Source organism: Mucilaginibacter sp. P2_A5 (assembly GCF_056404995.1).
Genome location: NZ_JBFUCY010000031.1, coordinates 23,920 through 43,072, shown reverse-complemented (window position 1 = coordinate 43,072; position 19,153 = coordinate 23,920). Strand labels below are relative to the sequence as shown.

At 42.9% G+C, this 19,153-nt stretch carries 11 protein-coding genes; 8 read left to right on the top strand and 3 right to left on the bottom strand.

Annotation, left to right across the window (positions count from 1 at the left end):
• Positions 1-153: 153 nt before the first annotated feature.
• The 8 genes from mnmE (at position 154) to AC1DXF_RS23085 (ending at position 14,370) form a co-directional block, all read left to right on the top strand.
• Positions 154-1,608 carry a tRNA uridine-5-carboxymethylaminomethyl(34) synthesis GTPase MnmE gene (gene mnmE / locus AC1DXF_RS23120; protein ID WP_477451067.1) on the top strand — a complete coding sequence of 485 codons (1,455 nt, stop codon included), beginning with the start codon at positions 154-156 and terminating at the stop codon, positions 1,606-1,608.
• A 548-nt stretch (positions 1,609-2,156) separates the two neighbouring features.
• Positions 2,157-2,687, top strand: a complete 531-nt coding sequence (locus AC1DXF_RS23115; RefSeq protein ID WP_477451066.1) for a sulfotransferase — start codon at positions 2,157-2,159, stop codon at positions 2,685-2,687.
• Between the two features lie 1,264 nt (positions 2,688-3,951).
• Entirely contained in the window at positions 3,952-7,218 is a 3,267-nt protein-coding gene (locus AC1DXF_RS23110; RefSeq protein WP_477451065.1) for a SusC/RagA family TonB-linked outer membrane protein, read from the top strand.
• A 50-nt stretch (positions 7,219-7,268) separates the two neighbouring features.
• Positions 7,269-9,152, top strand: a complete 1,884-nt coding sequence (locus AC1DXF_RS23105; protein WP_477451064.1) for a RagB/SusD family nutrient uptake outer membrane protein — start codon at positions 7,269-7,271, stop codon at positions 9,150-9,152.
• Positions 9,153-9,185: 33 nt separating this feature from the next.
• Positions 9,186-10,427 carry a DUF4959 domain-containing protein gene (locus AC1DXF_RS23100; RefSeq protein WP_477451063.1) on the top strand — a complete coding sequence of 414 codons (1,242 nt, stop codon included), beginning with the start codon at positions 9,186-9,188 and terminating at the stop codon, positions 10,425-10,427.
• 25 nt (positions 10,428-10,452) lie between these two features.
• Entirely contained in the window at positions 10,453-11,673 is a 1,221-nt protein-coding gene (locus AC1DXF_RS23095) for a DUF4998 domain-containing protein (RefSeq protein WP_477451062.1), read from the top strand.
• A gap of 87 nt (positions 11,674-11,760) precedes the next feature.
• Positions 11,761-12,924 (top strand): family 20 glycosylhydrolase, encoded by a 1,164-nt coding sequence (locus tag AC1DXF_RS23090; protein ID WP_477451061.1) that lies wholly within the window; start codon positions 11,761-11,763, stop codon positions 12,922-12,924.
• A gap of 75 nt (positions 12,925-12,999) precedes the next feature.
• Complete coding sequence (locus AC1DXF_RS23085; RefSeq protein WP_477451060.1) at positions 13,000-14,370, top strand: alpha-L-fucosidase; 1,371 nt, start codon at positions 13,000-13,002, stop codon at positions 14,368-14,370.
• A gap of 245 nt (positions 14,371-14,615) precedes the next feature.
• On the opposite strand, the gene AC1DXF_RS23080 is transcribed toward AC1DXF_RS23085, so the two are convergent.
• The 3 genes from AC1DXF_RS23080 to AC1DXF_RS23070 all read right to left on the bottom strand — a co-directional run bounded on the left by AC1DXF_RS23080 (position 14,616) and on the right by AC1DXF_RS23070 (position 19,132).
• Positions 14,616-16,958 carry a glycoside hydrolase family 2 TIM barrel-domain containing protein gene (locus tag AC1DXF_RS23080; protein ID WP_477451059.1) on the bottom strand — a complete coding sequence of 781 codons (2,343 nt, stop codon included), beginning with the start codon at positions 16,956-16,958 and terminating at the stop codon, positions 14,616-14,618.
• Between the two features lie 12 nt (positions 16,959-16,970).
• Positions 16,971-17,993, bottom strand: coding sequence for a glycoside hydrolase family 53 protein (locus AC1DXF_RS23075; RefSeq protein ID WP_477451058.1), 1,023 nt, complete (start codon positions 17,991-17,993; stop codon positions 16,971-16,973).
• Positions 17,994-18,067: 74 nt separating this feature from the next.
• A complete protein-coding gene (locus AC1DXF_RS23070) occupies positions 18,068-19,132 on the bottom strand; it encodes a glycoside hydrolase family 53 protein (protein ID WP_477451057.1) in 1,065 nt (354 codons plus the stop codon).
• Between the last annotated feature and the right edge of the window lie 21 nt (positions 19,133-19,153).

The following is a 19,153-nucleotide window of genomic DNA, read 5'->3' as shown; positions in this document are numbered from 1 at the left end:
CATTGAAAAGTAGTTCATGACGTTTGGTTCATAGTTCAGGGGATTTTGTTTTACTTTTGTGTCTGAACCGGAATTCATCGAATTTTTAGAATTGCACGAATTTTAAAATTCTGTAAATTCCTTAATTCCACAAATTCCGGTTCAGATAAAGCTATGAACACTCACCACTCACCACTCACTACTCACCACGAAGATACCATCGTTGCGCTTGCCACCCCAAACGGAATTGGCGCCATTGCGGTGATCCGCCTTTCGGGGTTGGATGCTATAGCTGTTGCCAACAGTGTTTGGAAAGGGAAGGATCTGACTAAGCAGGCTTCACATACTATCCATTTCGGTCATATTGTGGATGGCGACTTGGTTTTGGATGAGGTGCTGGCATCGTTGTTTGTTGCACCGCGGTCATACACGCGTGAGAATGTAGTCGAGATTAGTTGCCATGCATCAGGTTATATTATTGAATCTATCATAAAGCTATTCATCAAAAAGGGGGCCCGGTCAGCAAAGCCGGGCGAGTTTACGCTCAGGGCATTCCTGAACGGACAGCTCGATTTATCCCAGGCCGAGGCCGTTGCCGATTTGATAGCCTCCAATTCCAAAGCATCGCAGCAGGTAGCTTTACAGCAACTGCGTGGCGGTTTTAGTACCCAGCTGCAGGCCCTGCGCGAGCAACTGGTAAATTTTGCTTCGCTGATTGAGCTGGAACTTGACTTTGCCGAAGAGGATGTTGAGTTTGCCAACCGCGACCAGCTGAAAAACCTCATCCACGAGATAACCAAAATAGTAGGCAGGTTAATCCAGTCATTTGAGTTGGGCAATGCCATTAAAAATGGCGTGAATACGGTTATTGCTGGTCGACCGAATGCTGGTAAGTCGACACTGCTAAATGCCCTCCTGAACGAGGAAAGGGCCATTGTAAGCCATATTCCCGGTACCACCCGCGATACCATTGAAGAGGTACTGAATATCCAGGGTATCAATTTTAGATTGATAGATACCGCCGGTATCCGCGAGGCTACCGATGCTATTGAGCAGATAGGGGTACAGCGTACCATGGAGAAGATAAGCCAGTCGGCCCTGTTGGTTTATGTGTTTGACGCCGCCGGAATTACTCTTGAAGAATTAAAAAGTGATCTGGAAAGCTTACAAAGGCCAGGTTTAACTATGCTGATGGTGGCCAATAAAATAGATTTGCTGGAGTCAGAAAGTCCGCAAGTCGGTAAGTCAGAAAGTTTCGGATCTGGCAAGCTACAAAGCTTCGATAATTTCTTCCGGACTTCCGGACTTCCGGACTTCCGGACAATTGCCATATCGGCCAAAGAAAAACAGCATATTGACGAACTGAAACAACGCATCTATTCTTCGTCCATTAAAGACCAGCTCAGCGGCGACGAAACCCTTGTAACCAACATCCGTCACCTGGAAGCCCTTCAAAAAACCGAAGAGGCGCTGGTAAGGGTTTTAGGTGGTATTGACGGCAGTATTACTTCCGATTTTCTGTCGATGGATATCAAACAGGCCCTGCACTACCTGGGCGAGATTACCGGTGTGGTTACTACGGATGATTTGCTGGAGAATATATTTAGTAAGTTTTGTATCGGAAAATAGGTGCGCCGAAAACCACATAATTTCGATAACTTACGACAATTAAAACACTCATTGTTAATAAGTTATGTTTATTTCTTTTGTCCAAATTCTTGGATATTTGACCCTGTTTTACTGACTTTTGTAACTCAGATGTTACTCAAAATAGAAACTGAGTACTACCTCAAAATTGGCGTTGAAATAACGTTGTTTATGGCGCTTATAACTGCTTGGTTATTTTTTGACAGGTAACGACAAATTCTGATAAATAACGAAAATTACATCTCCGGTAATATCGCTACTTGCTGATGTTCAGTAGGTTATAATGAGGCGAAATTACAGGTGATGTGATTTAAAAGCAAAGTAACTAAAAGAGTTAGTAGACGAAAATACAGGTGCTATGAGTTCCAATTTTATCATGAAAAAGACCTGCGAACAGTGCGGAAAACTGTTCGTTGCGAAGACTTCTGTAACCAGGTTTTGTAGCCTGAAATGCAACAATAAAAATATAAAGCTCAGGAAAAAAGCAAGTTATATTATCCCGGAACAGAAAGTAACTAAAAAAAGGGTCGGTGACACATATTGCCAAACAGTGGAAAAAAGACCAGGACGCCCCCCTTGCCCTGGCTAAACAGGTTCCGGCCGATAGGTTTTTCTCGCTCAATTATGAAAACCTCATCAGCAAACCTGAGGAAACCGTGCGTGAGCTGTGCGCTTTCCTGGATATTGATTATACTGATAATATGCTGCAATATTATACCTCTAATACCTCCAAAATTACTGCTGCCTCCGGCGAAATGTGGAGCAACCTGGAAAAACCCATAATGACTAATAATACCAATAAGTTTTTGAAAGAGTTTAAAGATGATGAACTGGAATTGTTTGAATTGATTGCAGGTGATACATTAACAACCCTGGGGTATCAGTTATACGCTACACAACTAAATCAGGATCTTCTGTCGCCTGATTTGATTGTGCAGTATGATATTGAAAATTCAGAGCGAAAGAAACATGTGCTAACCAACGCCCGCACCTCTGATCTTGATAAACGTGCCGCACAGGAAAATATCCTTAGAATACTCAAGCAAAAGGTTGCTTTATAGGCTGTCTGGTAAATTCGGTTAGCTCTTGCAAGGGAGCTTCCTATTTTAGCCAATTCATCGATAAAATAGGCAGGTTTTGCACCGTTGTCCACCCTTTTAATTTAAGTGTAGTCTGAAAAGGCTGCTCTTTCTTCTTTATTGCATTGATTATTATGTGCTTAGGCTTTTGGCTTAGGAAAAAGAAAGAATCAGGCAAAAGCTCGACTATCGCGGATATTTCTTGTTTTTGGGTTCGAGCCCCGTTAGCCATTTTTTTGGACTTAAGATCGAAGAACAGATCTTAAACAAAATCAACACCAATCTTTATATGTACTTCGCGCGACGCAAACGGGCTTTTGGATAAGCCGCAAGATCATTTCGCTGGTGGCCTTGGCTGATGAACGGGAAGCATTTTCGGGCACCTACTCAACATGAAGTGGAAACCGTAGGAGTATTTAAGTGGAAGCTATAGGCGGGCATTTTTAATAGGCAATTATGCTTAGGGCAAACTCATCCACATAGAGCTACGACAGCTGCCTATATAAAGACTTCCTGGCGCCAATCAAGAGAGTTTACATGTAAAAAGTTGTTAAACAAAATAATCAGCAGGAACCATTGGGGCCTCGAAAGACGGAAAGCAAAATAAGATATTTAGCTGCGCAAAAGCTTATAGTATAGGGCATATAATAGATGGCGCCGTTGTTTGATGCACCAAATTGTAAAAGGTGGTCGGGCGTCCAAGCGTCTAATGAAGGAGAAATTGGGGGACTTTTCCAAGGGGCGAACAAGACTAAGTTATGTCAAAAATTGGCATAATGCGATGAAAAATCCTCGTTATAGCCTTAAAATTCATAAAAGCTTCACAATGGCTTATTCCTTATTTGATTTTTTAATAACATTAATTATGTTTGTGTGCGAACACGCAAATTTATAGGACATTAAAGTGCTTATAACCAAATTACATTTGGCTTTGGGTCGCTAATGCGGGTTATTGAATAACCGTTGTTTAAAAGGGATTTCTACGCTACTTCGATCTAAACATCCATAATTTACGGATTACAAGGGGGGTTCGAACGCAATAGAAGGCCTTATAACGCAGGACAGGCAATTCAAAGGGATTTTATACCGCTTATTTTATATTAAATAATCGACTAGGGAAATTATTGCCTTTAATTTATGTGTGTGCGGGCACATAAATTAAAGATACACTTTAATAAAAAGATTTGCATAAGCAGCGCCTTTAAATAATAAACAATACAAACAATCAACTATAAAACTATTTTTTATGAAAAAACTCTACGATGCATGTAGGCACCTTTGGGTGTTAAAAATTCCTTACTGTACATTGACAGCCATCGCTGCGCTGTTTTTTGTTTTTATAGGATCAGGATCTGTTAACCGTGCGGCCGCGCAAACTAAGACAACCGTAATAGGTACCGTTGTTGATTCATTAGGTATGCCTGTTATTGGCGCCAACATTGCCCCGGTTAATACGAAAGGTAATAGCACAGCAACAGATGGTAACGGTAAATTCGTACTTGACGTGGCTGCAGGCACAATTTTAAAGATCAGCTATGTAGGCTTTGTAAGCAAAGAGATCACCGTATCGGCTAATCAAAAGGCAATCAGGATTGTACTGTCCGAAACTAAAAGCCAGTTTGATGATGTGGTTGTAACCGCTTATAACCGCAAGCAAACACGCGAAGCAGTTGTAGGATCTGTTACCACGGTTAAACCAGGCAATTTAAAAATACCGGCAAGTAACCTTACCAATGCGCTGGCAGGGCAGGTAGCGGGTGTTATTGCTTATACACCGAGCGGGCAGCCGGGGCAGGATAACGCCCAGTTTTTTATTCGGGGGGTAACAACCTTTGGCTATAAACAAGATCCGCTTATCCTGATAGATAACGTTGAGCTTACATCAAATGACCTGGCAAGGCTAAATGTCGACGATATTGAAAGTTTTTCGGTATTGAAAGATGCCAGCGCTACCGCGTTATATGGTGCGCGCGGTGGTAATGGTGTAATTTTAGTTAAGACAAAAGAAGGTAAAGCCGGCAAGGCACAGATTAATTTCAGGCTCGAAAACGCCTCTTCACAATCTGTAAAAACGCTTGAACTGGCAGACCCGATTACCTATATGCGGCTTTATAACGAGGCCACCCAAACCCGCGATCCATTAAGCCCGCTGCTGTATAGCGAAAATAAGATCATTAATACCCAGGCTACTATTAACCATACGCCAGGCAGTAACCAGTATGTATACCCCGCTGTAAACTGGGTGGATATGCTGTTTAAAAAACGCGCTAGTACCCAACGCGGAAATTTAAGCATCCAGGGCGGGGGCGGCGTTGCACGCTATTACGTGGCCGGCTCATTTAGCAATGATGGCGGTATATTAAGAACCGACATCAGGAACAATAATAACAACAACGTTAACTTTAAAAATTACCAGCTGCGGTCAAACATAAACATCAATCTTTCTGATAAAACGGAACTCATCGTTCGGTTATCAGGTACATTTAATGATTACAACGGCCCCTTAACCAGCGATGGCAGTTTACAAACGCAGCTTTATAACCTGGCATCACATACAAGTCCTGTTGATTTTCCGGCATATTACCCGGCCGATTCTGCCAATGTGCATACGCAGCATATTTTATTTGGCAATGTTGCATCGGCATCAAACGGAGATGGCGCCAGTAGGTATCTTAACCCTTATGCTGAGTTGCTTAAAGGGCACCAAAGATATTCGGAGTCAAGAATGCTGGCGCAGCTGGAGCTAAATCAAAACCTGGATTTTGTTACCCAGGGATTAAACTTTCATGCCATTATGAGTACCAACAGGTATGCCTACTTCAGGTCGTACCTATACTACGCGCCTTTTTATTATTCGGCAACAAATTACGATAAAACAAGTAACACCTATCAGTTGCAATGGATCAATAATTTGCCTACGGGTAATAATGTAGCACGCGAATATCTTGCCTATTCGCCACTTGAAAGTTTGAACTCCAGCTTTATGTACTTACAGGGCGTGCTTGATTATTCGCATACATTTGCCAAAAACCACAATGTAAGCGCGGCTTTAATAGGTACCGAACAGCAAACAATCAATGGCAATGCCGGCAACTCAACGTTGCTTACTTCTTTGCCTTTCCGCAACCAAACGTTGGCAGGCAGGGCAACCTATTCATTCAAAAGCAGGTACTTTCTTGAATTCAACTTCGGGTATAACGGGTCGGAGCGTTTTTCTGAAAATCACCGGTTTGGATTTTTTCCAACTATTGGCGGTTCATGGATCGTATCTGACGAAAAATTCTGGGGCGACTTATACAATGTTGTCGACCGCTTTAAACTGCGCGCAAGCTATGGTTTAGTAGGTAATGACGCGATAAGCAACAGGCGCTTCTTTTATGTATCTGATGTGAATTTAAACGGTGGCAGCCCTGCCTCCTTTGGTTTAACCAACGGCTATTATCGCCCGGGGGTGAGCATTAATAATTACGAGAACGACGATGTAACCTGGGAAACATCAAAGCAAATAAACCTGGGTATGGAGTTTACACTGCTCAAAAAAATAAATGTTATTGCCGAGGTTTATAAAAACAACAAAGACAATATCCTGCAAAACCGCGCCTCGATACCCGCAACAATGGGGCTTGAAGCCGGTATAGCAGCTAATATAGGTAAGGTAGAGTCAAAAGGGATTGATATTTCTTTAGATGGAAAACAATATCTCGGAAAAGATTTGTCGATACAGATGAGAGGGAACTTTACTTATTCTGCCAACAAGTATACACAATTTGAGCAGCCCGATTATAAAGAATCGTACAGGTTTGAAGTTGGCCAGCCGGTTAACCGTTATTATGGCCTTGTTGCCGAAAGGCTGTTTGTTGACGATAAAGAGGCCGCAAACTCACCTTCACAGCTTTTTGCCTCTGGCGGAGTGCAGCCTAAGGGCGGGGATATTAAATACCGCGACCTGAATCGTGATGGTAAAATTGACTATGCCGACGTAGCGTTTATCGGTAACCCGGTAATACCACAAATTGTATACGGGTTTGGTTTATCGGCTACCTATAAAAACTTTGATCTTTCGGGATTTTTCCAGGGACAGGCTAAAGTATCTTTTTTTATTAACCCGGCCACAACATCGCCTTTTGTAAAAAGTCCCGAAACACAATACACCGGGAATACCCAACTGCTTAAAGCCTATGCAGACGATCACTGGTCTGAGGACAATCAAAACCTGTATGCTTTATATCCAAGGCTTGGGGCCGATGCCAACTCCATCCAAAACAACCTGCAAACCAGCACCTGGTGGATGCGCGACGGCAGTTTCCTGCGACTTAAATCGGTTGAGTTTGGCTACACCATGCCCAAACGGATAGCAAAAGTGTTGCGTGTTAAAAATGCCAGGATATATTTCAATGGATTGAACCTGTTAACCTGGAGCCCATTTAAATTATGGGATCCTGAGCTTGGCGGCAATGGCTTCGCTTACCCTATACAAAAGGTTTTCAACCTTGGCATAAACGTCAATTTATAACATTAACTGAATATACTTCAAATATGAGATCATATTATAAATATCTGTTCATGGCAATTTTAGCAATATCTTGCGTGTCATGTAAAAAGTACCTTGATGTTACGCCTGATAACGTTGGTACCATAGATTACGCTTTCAGGAACCGTAATGAGGCCGAAAACTACCTGTTTACTTGTTACTCCACATTACAAAATATGGTATACCCTCAAAATAATCCGGGTTTTACCACTTCTTCAGAAATTATTTTCCCCAATGATCTTTCAGATTATTATGGCATCGACCCTGTAGGCTTTAACCTGATAAGAGGATCGCAGAGCAGTCAAAATGTAGGCCTTAATTACTGGAATGGTTATAACGGCGGCCAGCCGGTGTTTGTAGCATTAAGAAGGTGTAACATTATGCTGGAGAATATTAACAAGCCGGTTGATTTAACAGCAGGTGAAAAGAAGAGATGGATAGCCGAAATAAAATTTTTAAAAGCATATTATCACTTTGTTTTATTCAGGCTATACGGTGCCGTACCTATAATAGATGTAAACCTGCCAATAAACAGCTCGGCAGAAGAGGTAAAAGTTAAACGGGCCCCTGCCGACTCGGTGGTAAACTATATGGTAAGGTTACTTGACCAGGCTACCCCGGATTTGCCGGTGATAATACAAAACCAGGAAAAAGAACTTGGGCGTATTACCCAGCCAATAGCGCTTGCTGTAAAGGCGCAGATACTTACCACCGCCGCAAGCCCGCTGTTTAACGGTAACCCCGACTATGTAAACATTAAAAATAAAGATGGCCAAAAGCTTTTTTCTTCGTCATATGATGCTGGCAAATGGGATAAAGCCGCGGCCGCAACGCTTGCCGCTATTACGGCTTGCGAAGCAAACGGCAGCGCTTTACATAAGTTTATACCACCTGCCAATGTAGGCACACTGTCCGATTCGTTAAAAACGGTACTCGACCTGCAAACTACCATCACCGAAAAATGGGACCTGAATACAGAGGTGATCTGGGCGTTGAACCCGTATTTTCCGAGCCAAACCTATTGCTTTCCACGGTTAACGGCAAAAGCCGCCGCCAGCCCCGACCTGCCGGGAACATTCGCGGTGCCTATTTCTGAGCAGGAGTTGTTTTACACTAATAAAGGTGTTCCTATAAATGAAGATAATACCTGGGATTATGCCAATCGTTATGAGTTAAGGACCGGCGATGATGCCAACAGGTTTTATATAGGCAACGGGTACGAAACGGTTAAAGCGCATTTTAACCGCGAGCCCAGGTTTTATTCATCGATAGGTTTTGATGGCGGCATTTGGTTTGGTAATGGCCTGGTAAACCAGGAAAACCTGTATTATATCCAGGATCGTGGCAGTAGTTCATTTGCCGGGCCAACGGATAATATCAGGATAAATATAACCGGTTACTTCCCCAAAAAACTGGTGAATTATTTATCAGTTTATGACGAAGGATACAACATGGTTAATTACAGGATGCCATTGATCAGGCTGGCGGGCCTTTACCTGCAATATGCCGAGGCTTTAAATGAACAGGGCAAACCATACGCACAGGTTGTTCCATATCTTAATAAAGTTAGGGCCAGGGCAGGTTTACCGGGCGTTGTTGAGGCCTGGAGCAAGTATTCAAAAAATCCTTCAAAATTTACCACCCAAAATGGCTTAAGGCAAATTATACACCAGGAAACAAGGATAGAACTGGCATTTGAAAGCGAGCCCGGCTGGGACCTGCGCCGCTGGAAAGAACTGCAAAGCGTATTAAGTAAACCGCTGCAGGGATGGAACATATTTGAATCATCGTCAATAAACTATTACCGCCCCAGAAACCTGGTTATCCCCGTTTTCAATGTACGCAATTATTTGTGGCCAATAGCCGCCGACGACTTAATAGTAAACGGTAATCTTGTTCAAAATTTAAACTGGTAATTACAAAATATAACGATCATATAATTAAACAATATGAAAAATATTAAAAATCATTCATTCCTGCTGCTCATAGGTATGGTAATGATAAGCATAATTTCGTGTAAAAGGAGCGATGGTGACAGGGTGCCGGTGTCTACCGATACAGCGAAGCCGGGTGTAATCACCAATATAAAAATTGATAATTACAATGGTGGTGCATACATCACCTATACTTTGCCTAAATCAGAAAACATACTTTACGTGCTGGCTAAGTACCAGATCAGGAACGGCGTATCAAGAGAAACTAAATCATCCTATTATTCCGATACAGTTACTGTGGAAGGCTTTGCCAAAGAAGCGGATTATGAGGTTACTTTATATACGGTAAGCCGGGCAAATGTTTCGTCGGACCCGGTGAAGGTTACTGTTCACCCTAAAATTCCACCCTATATATCAATTAAGGCGGCTACCAGCATTGGCGCCGACTTTGGGGGAGTTAACGTTAAGGCCTTAAATCCCTTAAAAAAGGACATCGGAATAATAGTTACCGCTTATGACAAATCTACCAATTCAATGGAGATTCAGGACCAGCACTATACCCGGTCTGATACCATTAACTATTCGGTAAGAGGGTTCAATACCGATCCCCGTAATTTCGGGGTTTACATTACCGACAAATATGGCAATATATCAGATACCATTAAGCAAAGTATTAGCCCCTTGTTTGAGGCGTTGTTAGACAAAAGCAAGTTCAGCCCATATAATTTATCATCAGATACTCCTATCGGTTATGGCTGGGCGCTCCCAAATCTATGGAATGGCGTTACAGATGGCAGCGCAGCCGGCTGGCATACCGAACCGGGCCATAACCCGCCCTTTATATGTACGTTTAATGTTGGTGTCTCCTACAAGTTAAGCCGTTTTATTTTATGGGAAAGGCCGGATTACGGATCTGATCTGTATGCTTTTGGCCATGGCAACCCCAAAATATTTACGTTGTGGGGTTCAAATGTGGCGCAGCCCAAAGACGCGGTGCTTCCTCTTTCATCTGCAGTAGGTACAGTTGTCGGCGATTGGACTAACATCGGGAACTTTACCTACCCTAACCCTCCTTCGGGTTTGCCCCCGCAGGCCCATAACGCTGCTGATAATGCATTTGTAATGGAAGGTGTAAATTTTAACATTTCGCTGGCCGCGCCCCCGGTTCATTTTATACGCCTGGCTGTAGGGCTTACTTGGTCGGGCGGTAACATTGCCCACGCGATGGAAATTTCACTTTACGGAAACCAGCAATAGTTGATAATTATTGAAAATAGAAAACATGAAAAAGCTTATACATATATTATTGGGCTGTTTACTGGTAGCCGGATTTGGGTGCCGGAAAAGTAATTACGCCACCGATTACAAGGATTTTTACGATGGTCACGAAATTGTATACACCGGCGCCGTTGGATTTGCCGTTGTGCAGCCGGGTAACTTAGAACTGGGCCTTAAATGGAAAGCCAGCCCCGACCCGAGCATAACCAGGTACGTGGTTTATTATAACAACGGGGCCGACTCGCAGGTGGTAAACATTACCGGCAAGCAGGATACCATCAGGACCGTTATTAAAAACTTAGCCGAATACACCTACTCGTTTACCATTTACTCGTATGATGCCAAGGGTAACAAATCCATCCCCTATGAGGTTAATAACGCCAAAGTTTATGGCCCGCTTTATGCGGCAACGCTGTTAAACAGGGGATATGATGCTGTAACCCCTTACGTACTAAATGACAATGGATCCTTAACCCTAAACTTTATAACGCCCGATACCATCAACATTAAAACGGTAATTAACTATACAAACGGCGCAGGGCTTGCCGCCGCCACCGTGCTTAAGCCCGATCAAAGCGCCATAACCCTGCCCAGCTATAAAGCCGGAACGGAGATTAAGTACAAATCATATTACATCCCCCAGCGTACTTCGATAGATACATTCGCTGTGGCGCAATTTGATGTTTTTCCGAAAATATACACTTATGTTGAGTGCGATAAATCATTATTTAAAGATGATGCCTCGCTTCCAAATGATGTTTATGCCGCTTACGGCACCAGTTTAAGTAAACTATGGGACGGAAGTGCAGGGCCACAGGCGTATCCAAACATTTTTCATACTGATGAAGACCACGGTATACCCCATACATTTACTTTCGACATGGGAAAAGTGTATAACAACCTGGCGAGGCTGGAAGAAACCGGGCGCGACGGATACCATAACCCGGCAGATTTTGAGGTATGGGGCATTGCTGATATCACAAACGCCGCTACAACTTTGCAGGCAAATAATTCGGGATGGAAAGCAGAAATGATTTCAAAAGGGTGGACTTTGCTTAAAGAATGCGTGCGTAGCGATGACGGAAATAATCCGGTTAGGTTTGATTTAAACAGTAATCCGCCGGCTGTGCGCTATATACGGATAAGGGTTGTTAAAACTGTCGATTTTGCCGGTAACCCAAAGGGCAGTAACTGGGGCGAGCTAACTTTTTGGAATAAACAATAAAAACATACCTGGCAAAATGGCTCCGCTTTATTTTTAGCGGAGCATTTGGCCCGGTCTCTTTCACGTTTTGCTAATCATATCTGCTTCATGAAATACAATTTAAACTTGCAACGGCCGGTAAGGGCAGTTTTAGTTGTTGCTATGCTATTACTGAGTCTTAACGTTACAGCTCAGCAAAAAAAACAAACGGATTATAATCAGCTGCCGGTTAAGGCGCTGCTTTTAACAGTGCCCGACGCTAAGGATGTACCTATGTTTTGTGATTTTATCCGCGATGCGCTGCCTAAAGAAGGCGTTAATACGCTGGTATTACGAATAAGATATAAATATAAATTCAAAAGCCATCCGGAGCTTGCAGATCAGGGTGCATTGTCTGAGCCGGAGTTAAAAGCTATTGTAAAGGCTTGCCGGGATGTGGGAATACGCTTTATTCCTAAAATGAACCTGCTTGGCCATCAGTCCGAGGATGAAAAAATTCTTCCCTTACTTGCTGCATATCCCCAGTTTGATGAATCACCGCAGCTAAATCCGCCCCATCCCTGGAAACCCGTTTATACCATGTATGATTTTTATACCAAAAGTGTGTGCCCAAATCATCCTGACCTGTTAAAGGTAGTGTTTTCTTTAATGGACGAACTTATAGATGTGTGTGGGGCTGATGCTTTTCATGTGGGCCTTGATGAAGTATGGGTAATAGGCGATGACAGGTGCCCTCGGTGTGCCGGACTTGATAAAGCAGAGATTTTTGCCGCCTATGTAAACAAATTACACGATCACCTGAAAAGCAGGGGTTGCCAGATGTGGATGTGGAGCGACAGGTTAATAGACGGAAAAACCACCGGCTTACTTGCCTGGCAGGCAAGCATGAATAATACCTCCAGGGCCATTGATCTGATTGCTAAGGATATTATGATTTGCGATTGGAAATATGAAGACGCCCCGCCAACCCCGGCTTACTTTTCTGTTAAAGGATTTAACGTTTTACCATCTTCATGCAATAAGCCGGAGGTGGCCATAGCCCAGCTTAACCAGGTATTGGATATCCGCAAAAATGGTTCACGTGCCGAATATTCAAATGTACTATCGAACAGGATGCAGGGTATGTTCCATACCATGTGGGGCAACTCGAGAGATTTTATACAGGCCTATTATGGGAAAGATAAAGATATGGACGGAAGTGTAACAACATTCAAAACACTTTTTAAAGAAATAAGGACGCGGGATAACAATACCGGCTTAAATAATAATTAAACATTTATTATCATACCGCCTCTTATTTAACAAGACAATTAATCGGTTTAGTAAACTAACTAAAAACTAAAATTCATGCTCAGAAAACCACATGCGCGTAAAGTGCAATTAATGTTAATAAGTTTACTCTTAACGGCTTCTATTACCTACGGACAGAAGTCAATAAGCAATGAAACGCCAGATCATAAAACGAAAAGAATGGAATGGTGGACGGATGCCCGTTTTGGCATGTTTATTCACTGGGGCTTGTATGCTTTACCTTCAAGGCACGAATGGATGAAAAGCAATGAACATTTGACCAATGAACAATATCAAAAATACTTTGATGCTTTTAATCCCGATCAGTTTAATCCCAAAGCATGGGCAAAGCAAGCTAAAGCCGCCGGTATGAAATACGCCGTGCTAACAACCAAGCATCACGAGGGCTTTTGTTTGTTTGATAGCAAATATACCGACTATAAAGCCACCAATACTGCTGCAAAACGCGACCTGGTAAAGGAATATGTGGACGCTTTCAGGGCCGAAGGTTTAAAGGTTGGGTTTTACTATTCACTGCTCGACTGGCACAACCCCGATTATGAAATTGACAATTGGCACCCTCTTAAGCCAACAGGAGGCGATACAGCTTTCACCAGGCTAAATAAAAACCGAGACATGGCAAAATACAGGCAGTATTTACGCAACCAGGTTACCGAGCTGCTTACCAACTATGGTAAAATAGATATATTATGGTTTGATTTTTCCGACGGGACAAAGGAAATTCATGGCAAGAGCAAAGACGATTGGGGATCTGTTGAATTAATTAAGCTGGTAAGAAAGTTGCAACCCGGTATTTTAATTAACAACCGTTTAGGATTGGAAGAGTACAAAGACGGAGCAGATTTTGTAACGCCGGAGCAGGTAAGTGCAAGCGATTTAGTAAAGTACAAAAACCAGTTATGGGAAACTTGCCAAACCTTCTCTGGTTCATGGGGATATTTCAGGGACGAGAATACCTGGAAAACAAACCGGCAATTGCTTGATCTTTTAATTACATCGGTAAGCAATGGCGGTAACCTTATTTTAAATGTAGGGCCAACAGCCCGTGGCGAATTTGATTACCGGGCTACTAAAGCCCTGGATAGTTTAGCCCTGTGGATGCATGCAAACAATAAGGCAATTTATGGTTGCACATCGGCGCCCGAAGTGTTCAAAGCTCCGGTGGATACCAAACTCACCTACAATGCGGCTGCAAAAAAGCTATATGTACATCTATATAAATATCCGTCAGATGGTGTTTTATCCCTGCCCGGTTATAAGAACAAAGTGAAATACGCGCAGTTTTTGCATGATAACTCCGAACTGATATGCAAACAATCAGGCAGTATCCCCAACGATCTGGAACTAAAGATCCCGGCAAAGAAGCCTTTGATGGAAATACCGGTGATAGAACTGTTTCTTGAGTAAATGTTGGTGATCGGCACCGGACATACGCTTAGTGTCGTTCAATATGATTCGGGTATTAATTTTCAAGAATTTTTGTAAAACCATCAATTTCTATCAATTCTTCAATAAATTGGTGCGCATTCTGAACCGTCATCCACCCATTTCTAAAAAGCCTTTTTACTAATAGTAAAAGGCTTTTTTTATGTCTGCAGGGTGGATAAACTAATGTACTATTTACCCAGAATATGTTCAAAGTGTCTATCAATTTAGTTTACTAATTGAACAGCAGTAATTAGGCCTGTTGCCGATGCTGAAATGTTTATCGGTTTCGCGTTTCCCGGTGTTTTTATAAGAAAAGCTGCAATGCCGGCCTCGGGAGTTATTTTTTGCTCGCCAACAATTTCTCCGCCGCCTGTTAGCACCAAACTAACTTGTTGTTTTCCGCTTGGGATAACCGTTCCGTTTTTATCAACTATTGATGCATAAACAAATATTACATCACTTTTCCCCACAGCTGTTATTTTTCCACTATAATCAACAGTAAGTCTAATGGCATAAGGCGTTAACGGTGTCCGGCGTTCGGCTGATTTCACCAGCCTGCCGTTGATATACCCTTTAGCGGTAATAACGCCTGGTTGATATGCAACACTAAAAGTAAACGGCGCATGCTTAAGGTTATTATTCATTTTGCCGGTATCGGGCTTTTGTTTGCCCATTGATGTACCGTTTAAAAACAATTCAACCCGGTCGCAATTACTAAAAACTTTTATGCTTTTGGTTGCCGGATTGTTCCAGTAGCTGGCTATAAATACCGTTGGTTTACTTTCATTAACATCGCGTTGGCTTTGGTAAAAGTAATAAACAAATTTAGGCAGTCTGAAAATGTCCATAATGCCCGATGATTCAATATCCGGGGCATAACCGCGTTTGTAGTCAAACATGAGCCAGCCAGCATCGCCGGTAATGTTCCCGTTAAGGTTGTCGTTATGCGCTTCCTGGAAATTTGCAGCCTGTTGCAGCATCCGTTTTTCACCGTCGCCACGTAACTGGCGCGATGTTTTTTCCTCATCGGTAAGGTCTTTATATTGGGTTTGGTTAAAGCCTGCATTTTGGGCATAGTATTCCCAGTCGCCATATTCGGCAATGAAAATAGGTTTGCTATTAAATTTTTTCCAGTAATCAGGTGCTTTAGCGTGCTGGCGGGCGGGGATAAATACATCGTACACCGCATTCATCCAACCGCACGTGTAGGTATCAGCATAGGGCAACTCCTGGTGAACAATAGCCTGCGCCTTTTCCATGTAATCGCGTTTCATTTCTGTTTCATTCAGCGAAGCTTCCCATAAAATAATGGAGGGATGGTTCCTGTCCCGATGGATCATATCGGTTATGTTTTGCAGGCTGTTTTGTTGAAACGTTTCATCGCCAAAAAATTGCCATCCAGGGGTAGAGTCCATCACAAAAATGCCTAACTGATCACAAGCATCTAAAAACGACGGCGAGGGCGGATAATGCGAGCATCGTACAAAATCATACCCTGCCTGTTTTATTTTATAGGCATCGCGGTACTGGGCGTTATCTGAGAGGGCATAACCGATATAAGGATATTCCTGGTGGCGATTGGTTCCGCGCAAAACGTATTTACTGCCGTTAAGGTAAAAGCCATCGTTTTTAAAAGCAATTTGCCTGATACCGGTTGGGGTGGACACAGCATCTACTATCCTGCCGTTATTAATGACCTGAATTACTATTTTGTATAATTGAGGATGTAACGGCGACCATAATGCCGGGTTTGCAACCGATATTTCCTGCTGTATGGAGGCTGTATCTTTTGAATTGATATCGGCGGCGATAACATGAGCCGGGCCAACTAATTTTCCCGCGGGACTGTACAGGGTGGCTTTGAGTTGTATATGCTGTTTTATAGCCTGGTCGTTTTTTACCTGTACTTTAATTTTTAGTTGTGCCTGGGGTGCGGATATATTAATATAGTGCAGCAATACTCCGCCTCCGTTTACCTGGTTGGCGTTTACCGCATCGGTTATGTATACCTTGTTTTTTTTGATAAGCCAGGCGTTACGGTAAATGCCGCTGTAAAAATTAAAGTCGAGATCTTTAATAGGTTTCCCTGGCGGGATAACCGGGTTATCATGATTGTTTAATCTAACAAGCAGACAATTCTCTTTTCCGTATAGTGCTTTGCCCGTAATATCGATATATAAAGGCAGGTATCCTCCTTTATGTGTCAGCAGATATCTGCCGTTCAGGTAAACATCGGCCAGGTTCATGGCGGCATCAATGCGGATAGCGATGTGCTTGCCTGCATCATTTTTATTGAGCGCAAAAAACTTGCGGTAAAAACAAAAGCCCTGCCATTGCTGGTTTATTTTTATAACGGGTTCTATATTGGCGGTATGCGGCAAGCTGATTTGCTGCCAGGCCATACCATTATCATTATGGTTAAAAAGTTGGCGGCTGATGCTGGTATCGGCATCCTTTAAAAACTGCCAATCATTGTTGAATAGCGTAGTTGAACTTGCTTTATTACTTTGTGCCCAGGTTATAGCCGCACCAAAAACAATAATAGATAACAGGAAAAATTTCTTCATTTAAAAAAGAGGTTACTGACTGATGTGATAGTCTTTACTAATGTTGGTATAGGTTTTTATATGATCGTTTGTGTTGCCTTGCTTATCAACAAAAGTTTCGCCCCAGCTAAAAGGTTCCCATATAAAACTGCCTTTAACTTTATTGCCTGGTAACAACAAAGCTATGTCATTTACCTCGCGTTTGTGTTGCGAATATTCGGCTACTATAACATCCTGCTTGTAGCGGGTGTTCAGGTCGGTAAGATTTTTCTTCAGGCTATCGGGTGTACCGTGCCATTCGGGGTAGTAAGATTCGCCGATGATATCAAAGTTTACGCCGCGTTTAATCATATTATCCAAAAAATATCTCGATTCGGCATTTTGGCCGCCGCAGGCTATGTGCAGCATGATGCGGATATTGCCGCCAACCGAGCGTACACCACTAATGCCTGCTTTTAAAAAACCGGCCAGTGTATCCAGATTTTGTAGCCGACCATCGGGCCATAAAATACCATGGTTAATTTCGTTGCCAACCTGTACCATATCGGGCAGTGTGCCTTGCTTTTTAAGCTCCTTTAAAGTAAGGATAGTAAATGCTTTGATGGAATCCTGCAGTTGCCGGTTATCCAGATTCTTCCAGGCCGCGGGTTTGTATTGTTTTCCCGGGTCGGCCCAGGTATCGCTGTAGTGAAAATCGAGCAGGAAGCCCATACCGGCAGCTTTGATACGCAGCGCCATTTTTTTGGTATCCTCCAAACCGCAATAACCTTTGGGAGAATAACCGCTATCGGCTTTAGGGTTATTAAAAATACGTAACCTCACATAGTTAAAGCCATGATCTTTTAGTAACTGAAAAGGATCTTTATTTACGCCGTCATCATAAAACTTGTGACCCTCGCTTTCCAGCTGTGGTATAAAGGAAATATCGGCCCCAAGAATTTGCTTAAACTTAGCCGGCCCTGCATTTGGCGATGACTGCCGATAGGCCGATAAAGCACAAACCGTAATTAAACCAGCTGCATAATATTTTAACCTGCTTAAACTCACTTTATGCATATTACAATTATTAATATCATTTAAAGGTATCAATAAGCGGACGCATTGATAAACAAGCGCCCGCTTATTATATTTTAGTGCACAAAGGCATCCATGGCAACAGTTGGTTTACCACTGCTGTCAAAAGCACCTAAAGTATAACCCTGCCAGCTGCCATAAGCTTCCGGCTCCCAATAAAATACGCCTAAGCCACCCGATACCGATTTTGTTTTGGTGATCAGGTCTGTAAGGAACGATTTGCTGGTAGAAGGTGAATTTACATCCATCCCAGCTTCACAGATCATTACCTGTTTGCCATATCGGCTTACCATGTCCTGCATATTGGTAAGTACCTGGCTGTTTATTGAAGCCCAGTTGCTGGTTGATGGATATACCGAAAAACCGCAGATATCCCAGCTGGCTCCGTTGGATTGCAAGCCATCAAAAATCCAGCGGGTGGTGGTATTGTTAAAGCCGTTGGCTACATGCACAATTACCTTTGCCGATGGAAAAATTGCCTTGGTAGCATTATAACCGCAATTAACCAGCCAGGCAAAGTTTTTAAAGTTGGTAGCCGATACCGATGCGCGGCCGTCCTGCCAAAGCATGCCATCGCTGGTTTCGTTGCCCACCTGCACCCAGGTTGGGGTAATGCCATTTGATTTTAAAGTGTTTAAGGTGTTGTAAGTATAGTTATAAACCGTATTCATTAAGGTTGTAAAGTCCTGGCTCGCCCATGCTGCCGGCTTGGTTTGATGCGCAGGATCGGCCCATACATCACTGTAGTGAAAATCGATAAGAATACTCATGCCTGCGGCAGCGGCCCTTTTGGCTTTGGCTACCACATCGGCAGTATTGCACCAACCGTCAGAAGGGTTTACAAATACCCTTAAACGAATAGCGGTAATGCCTTTGCCTTTTAAAATAGTGAACAGATCCTGTTGTGTGCCGCTGTTGTTGTAAAACTTTTTGCCTGCGGCTTCCATCTGCGTTACCCAACTGGCATCCGAGCCATAGGCAAAGGTGGTGGTCGCCTCTGTTTTTAACTTCGACGCGGTAGTTTCGGACGTTGCAGCGCTTTGCTGTTTGGCGCTCTCTTTAGTACAGCTCATACTTAAACAAAGCATAATTGCTGATGATAGTGCGGTGATCTTCTTCATAATTTGATTGTTTTTATTTGG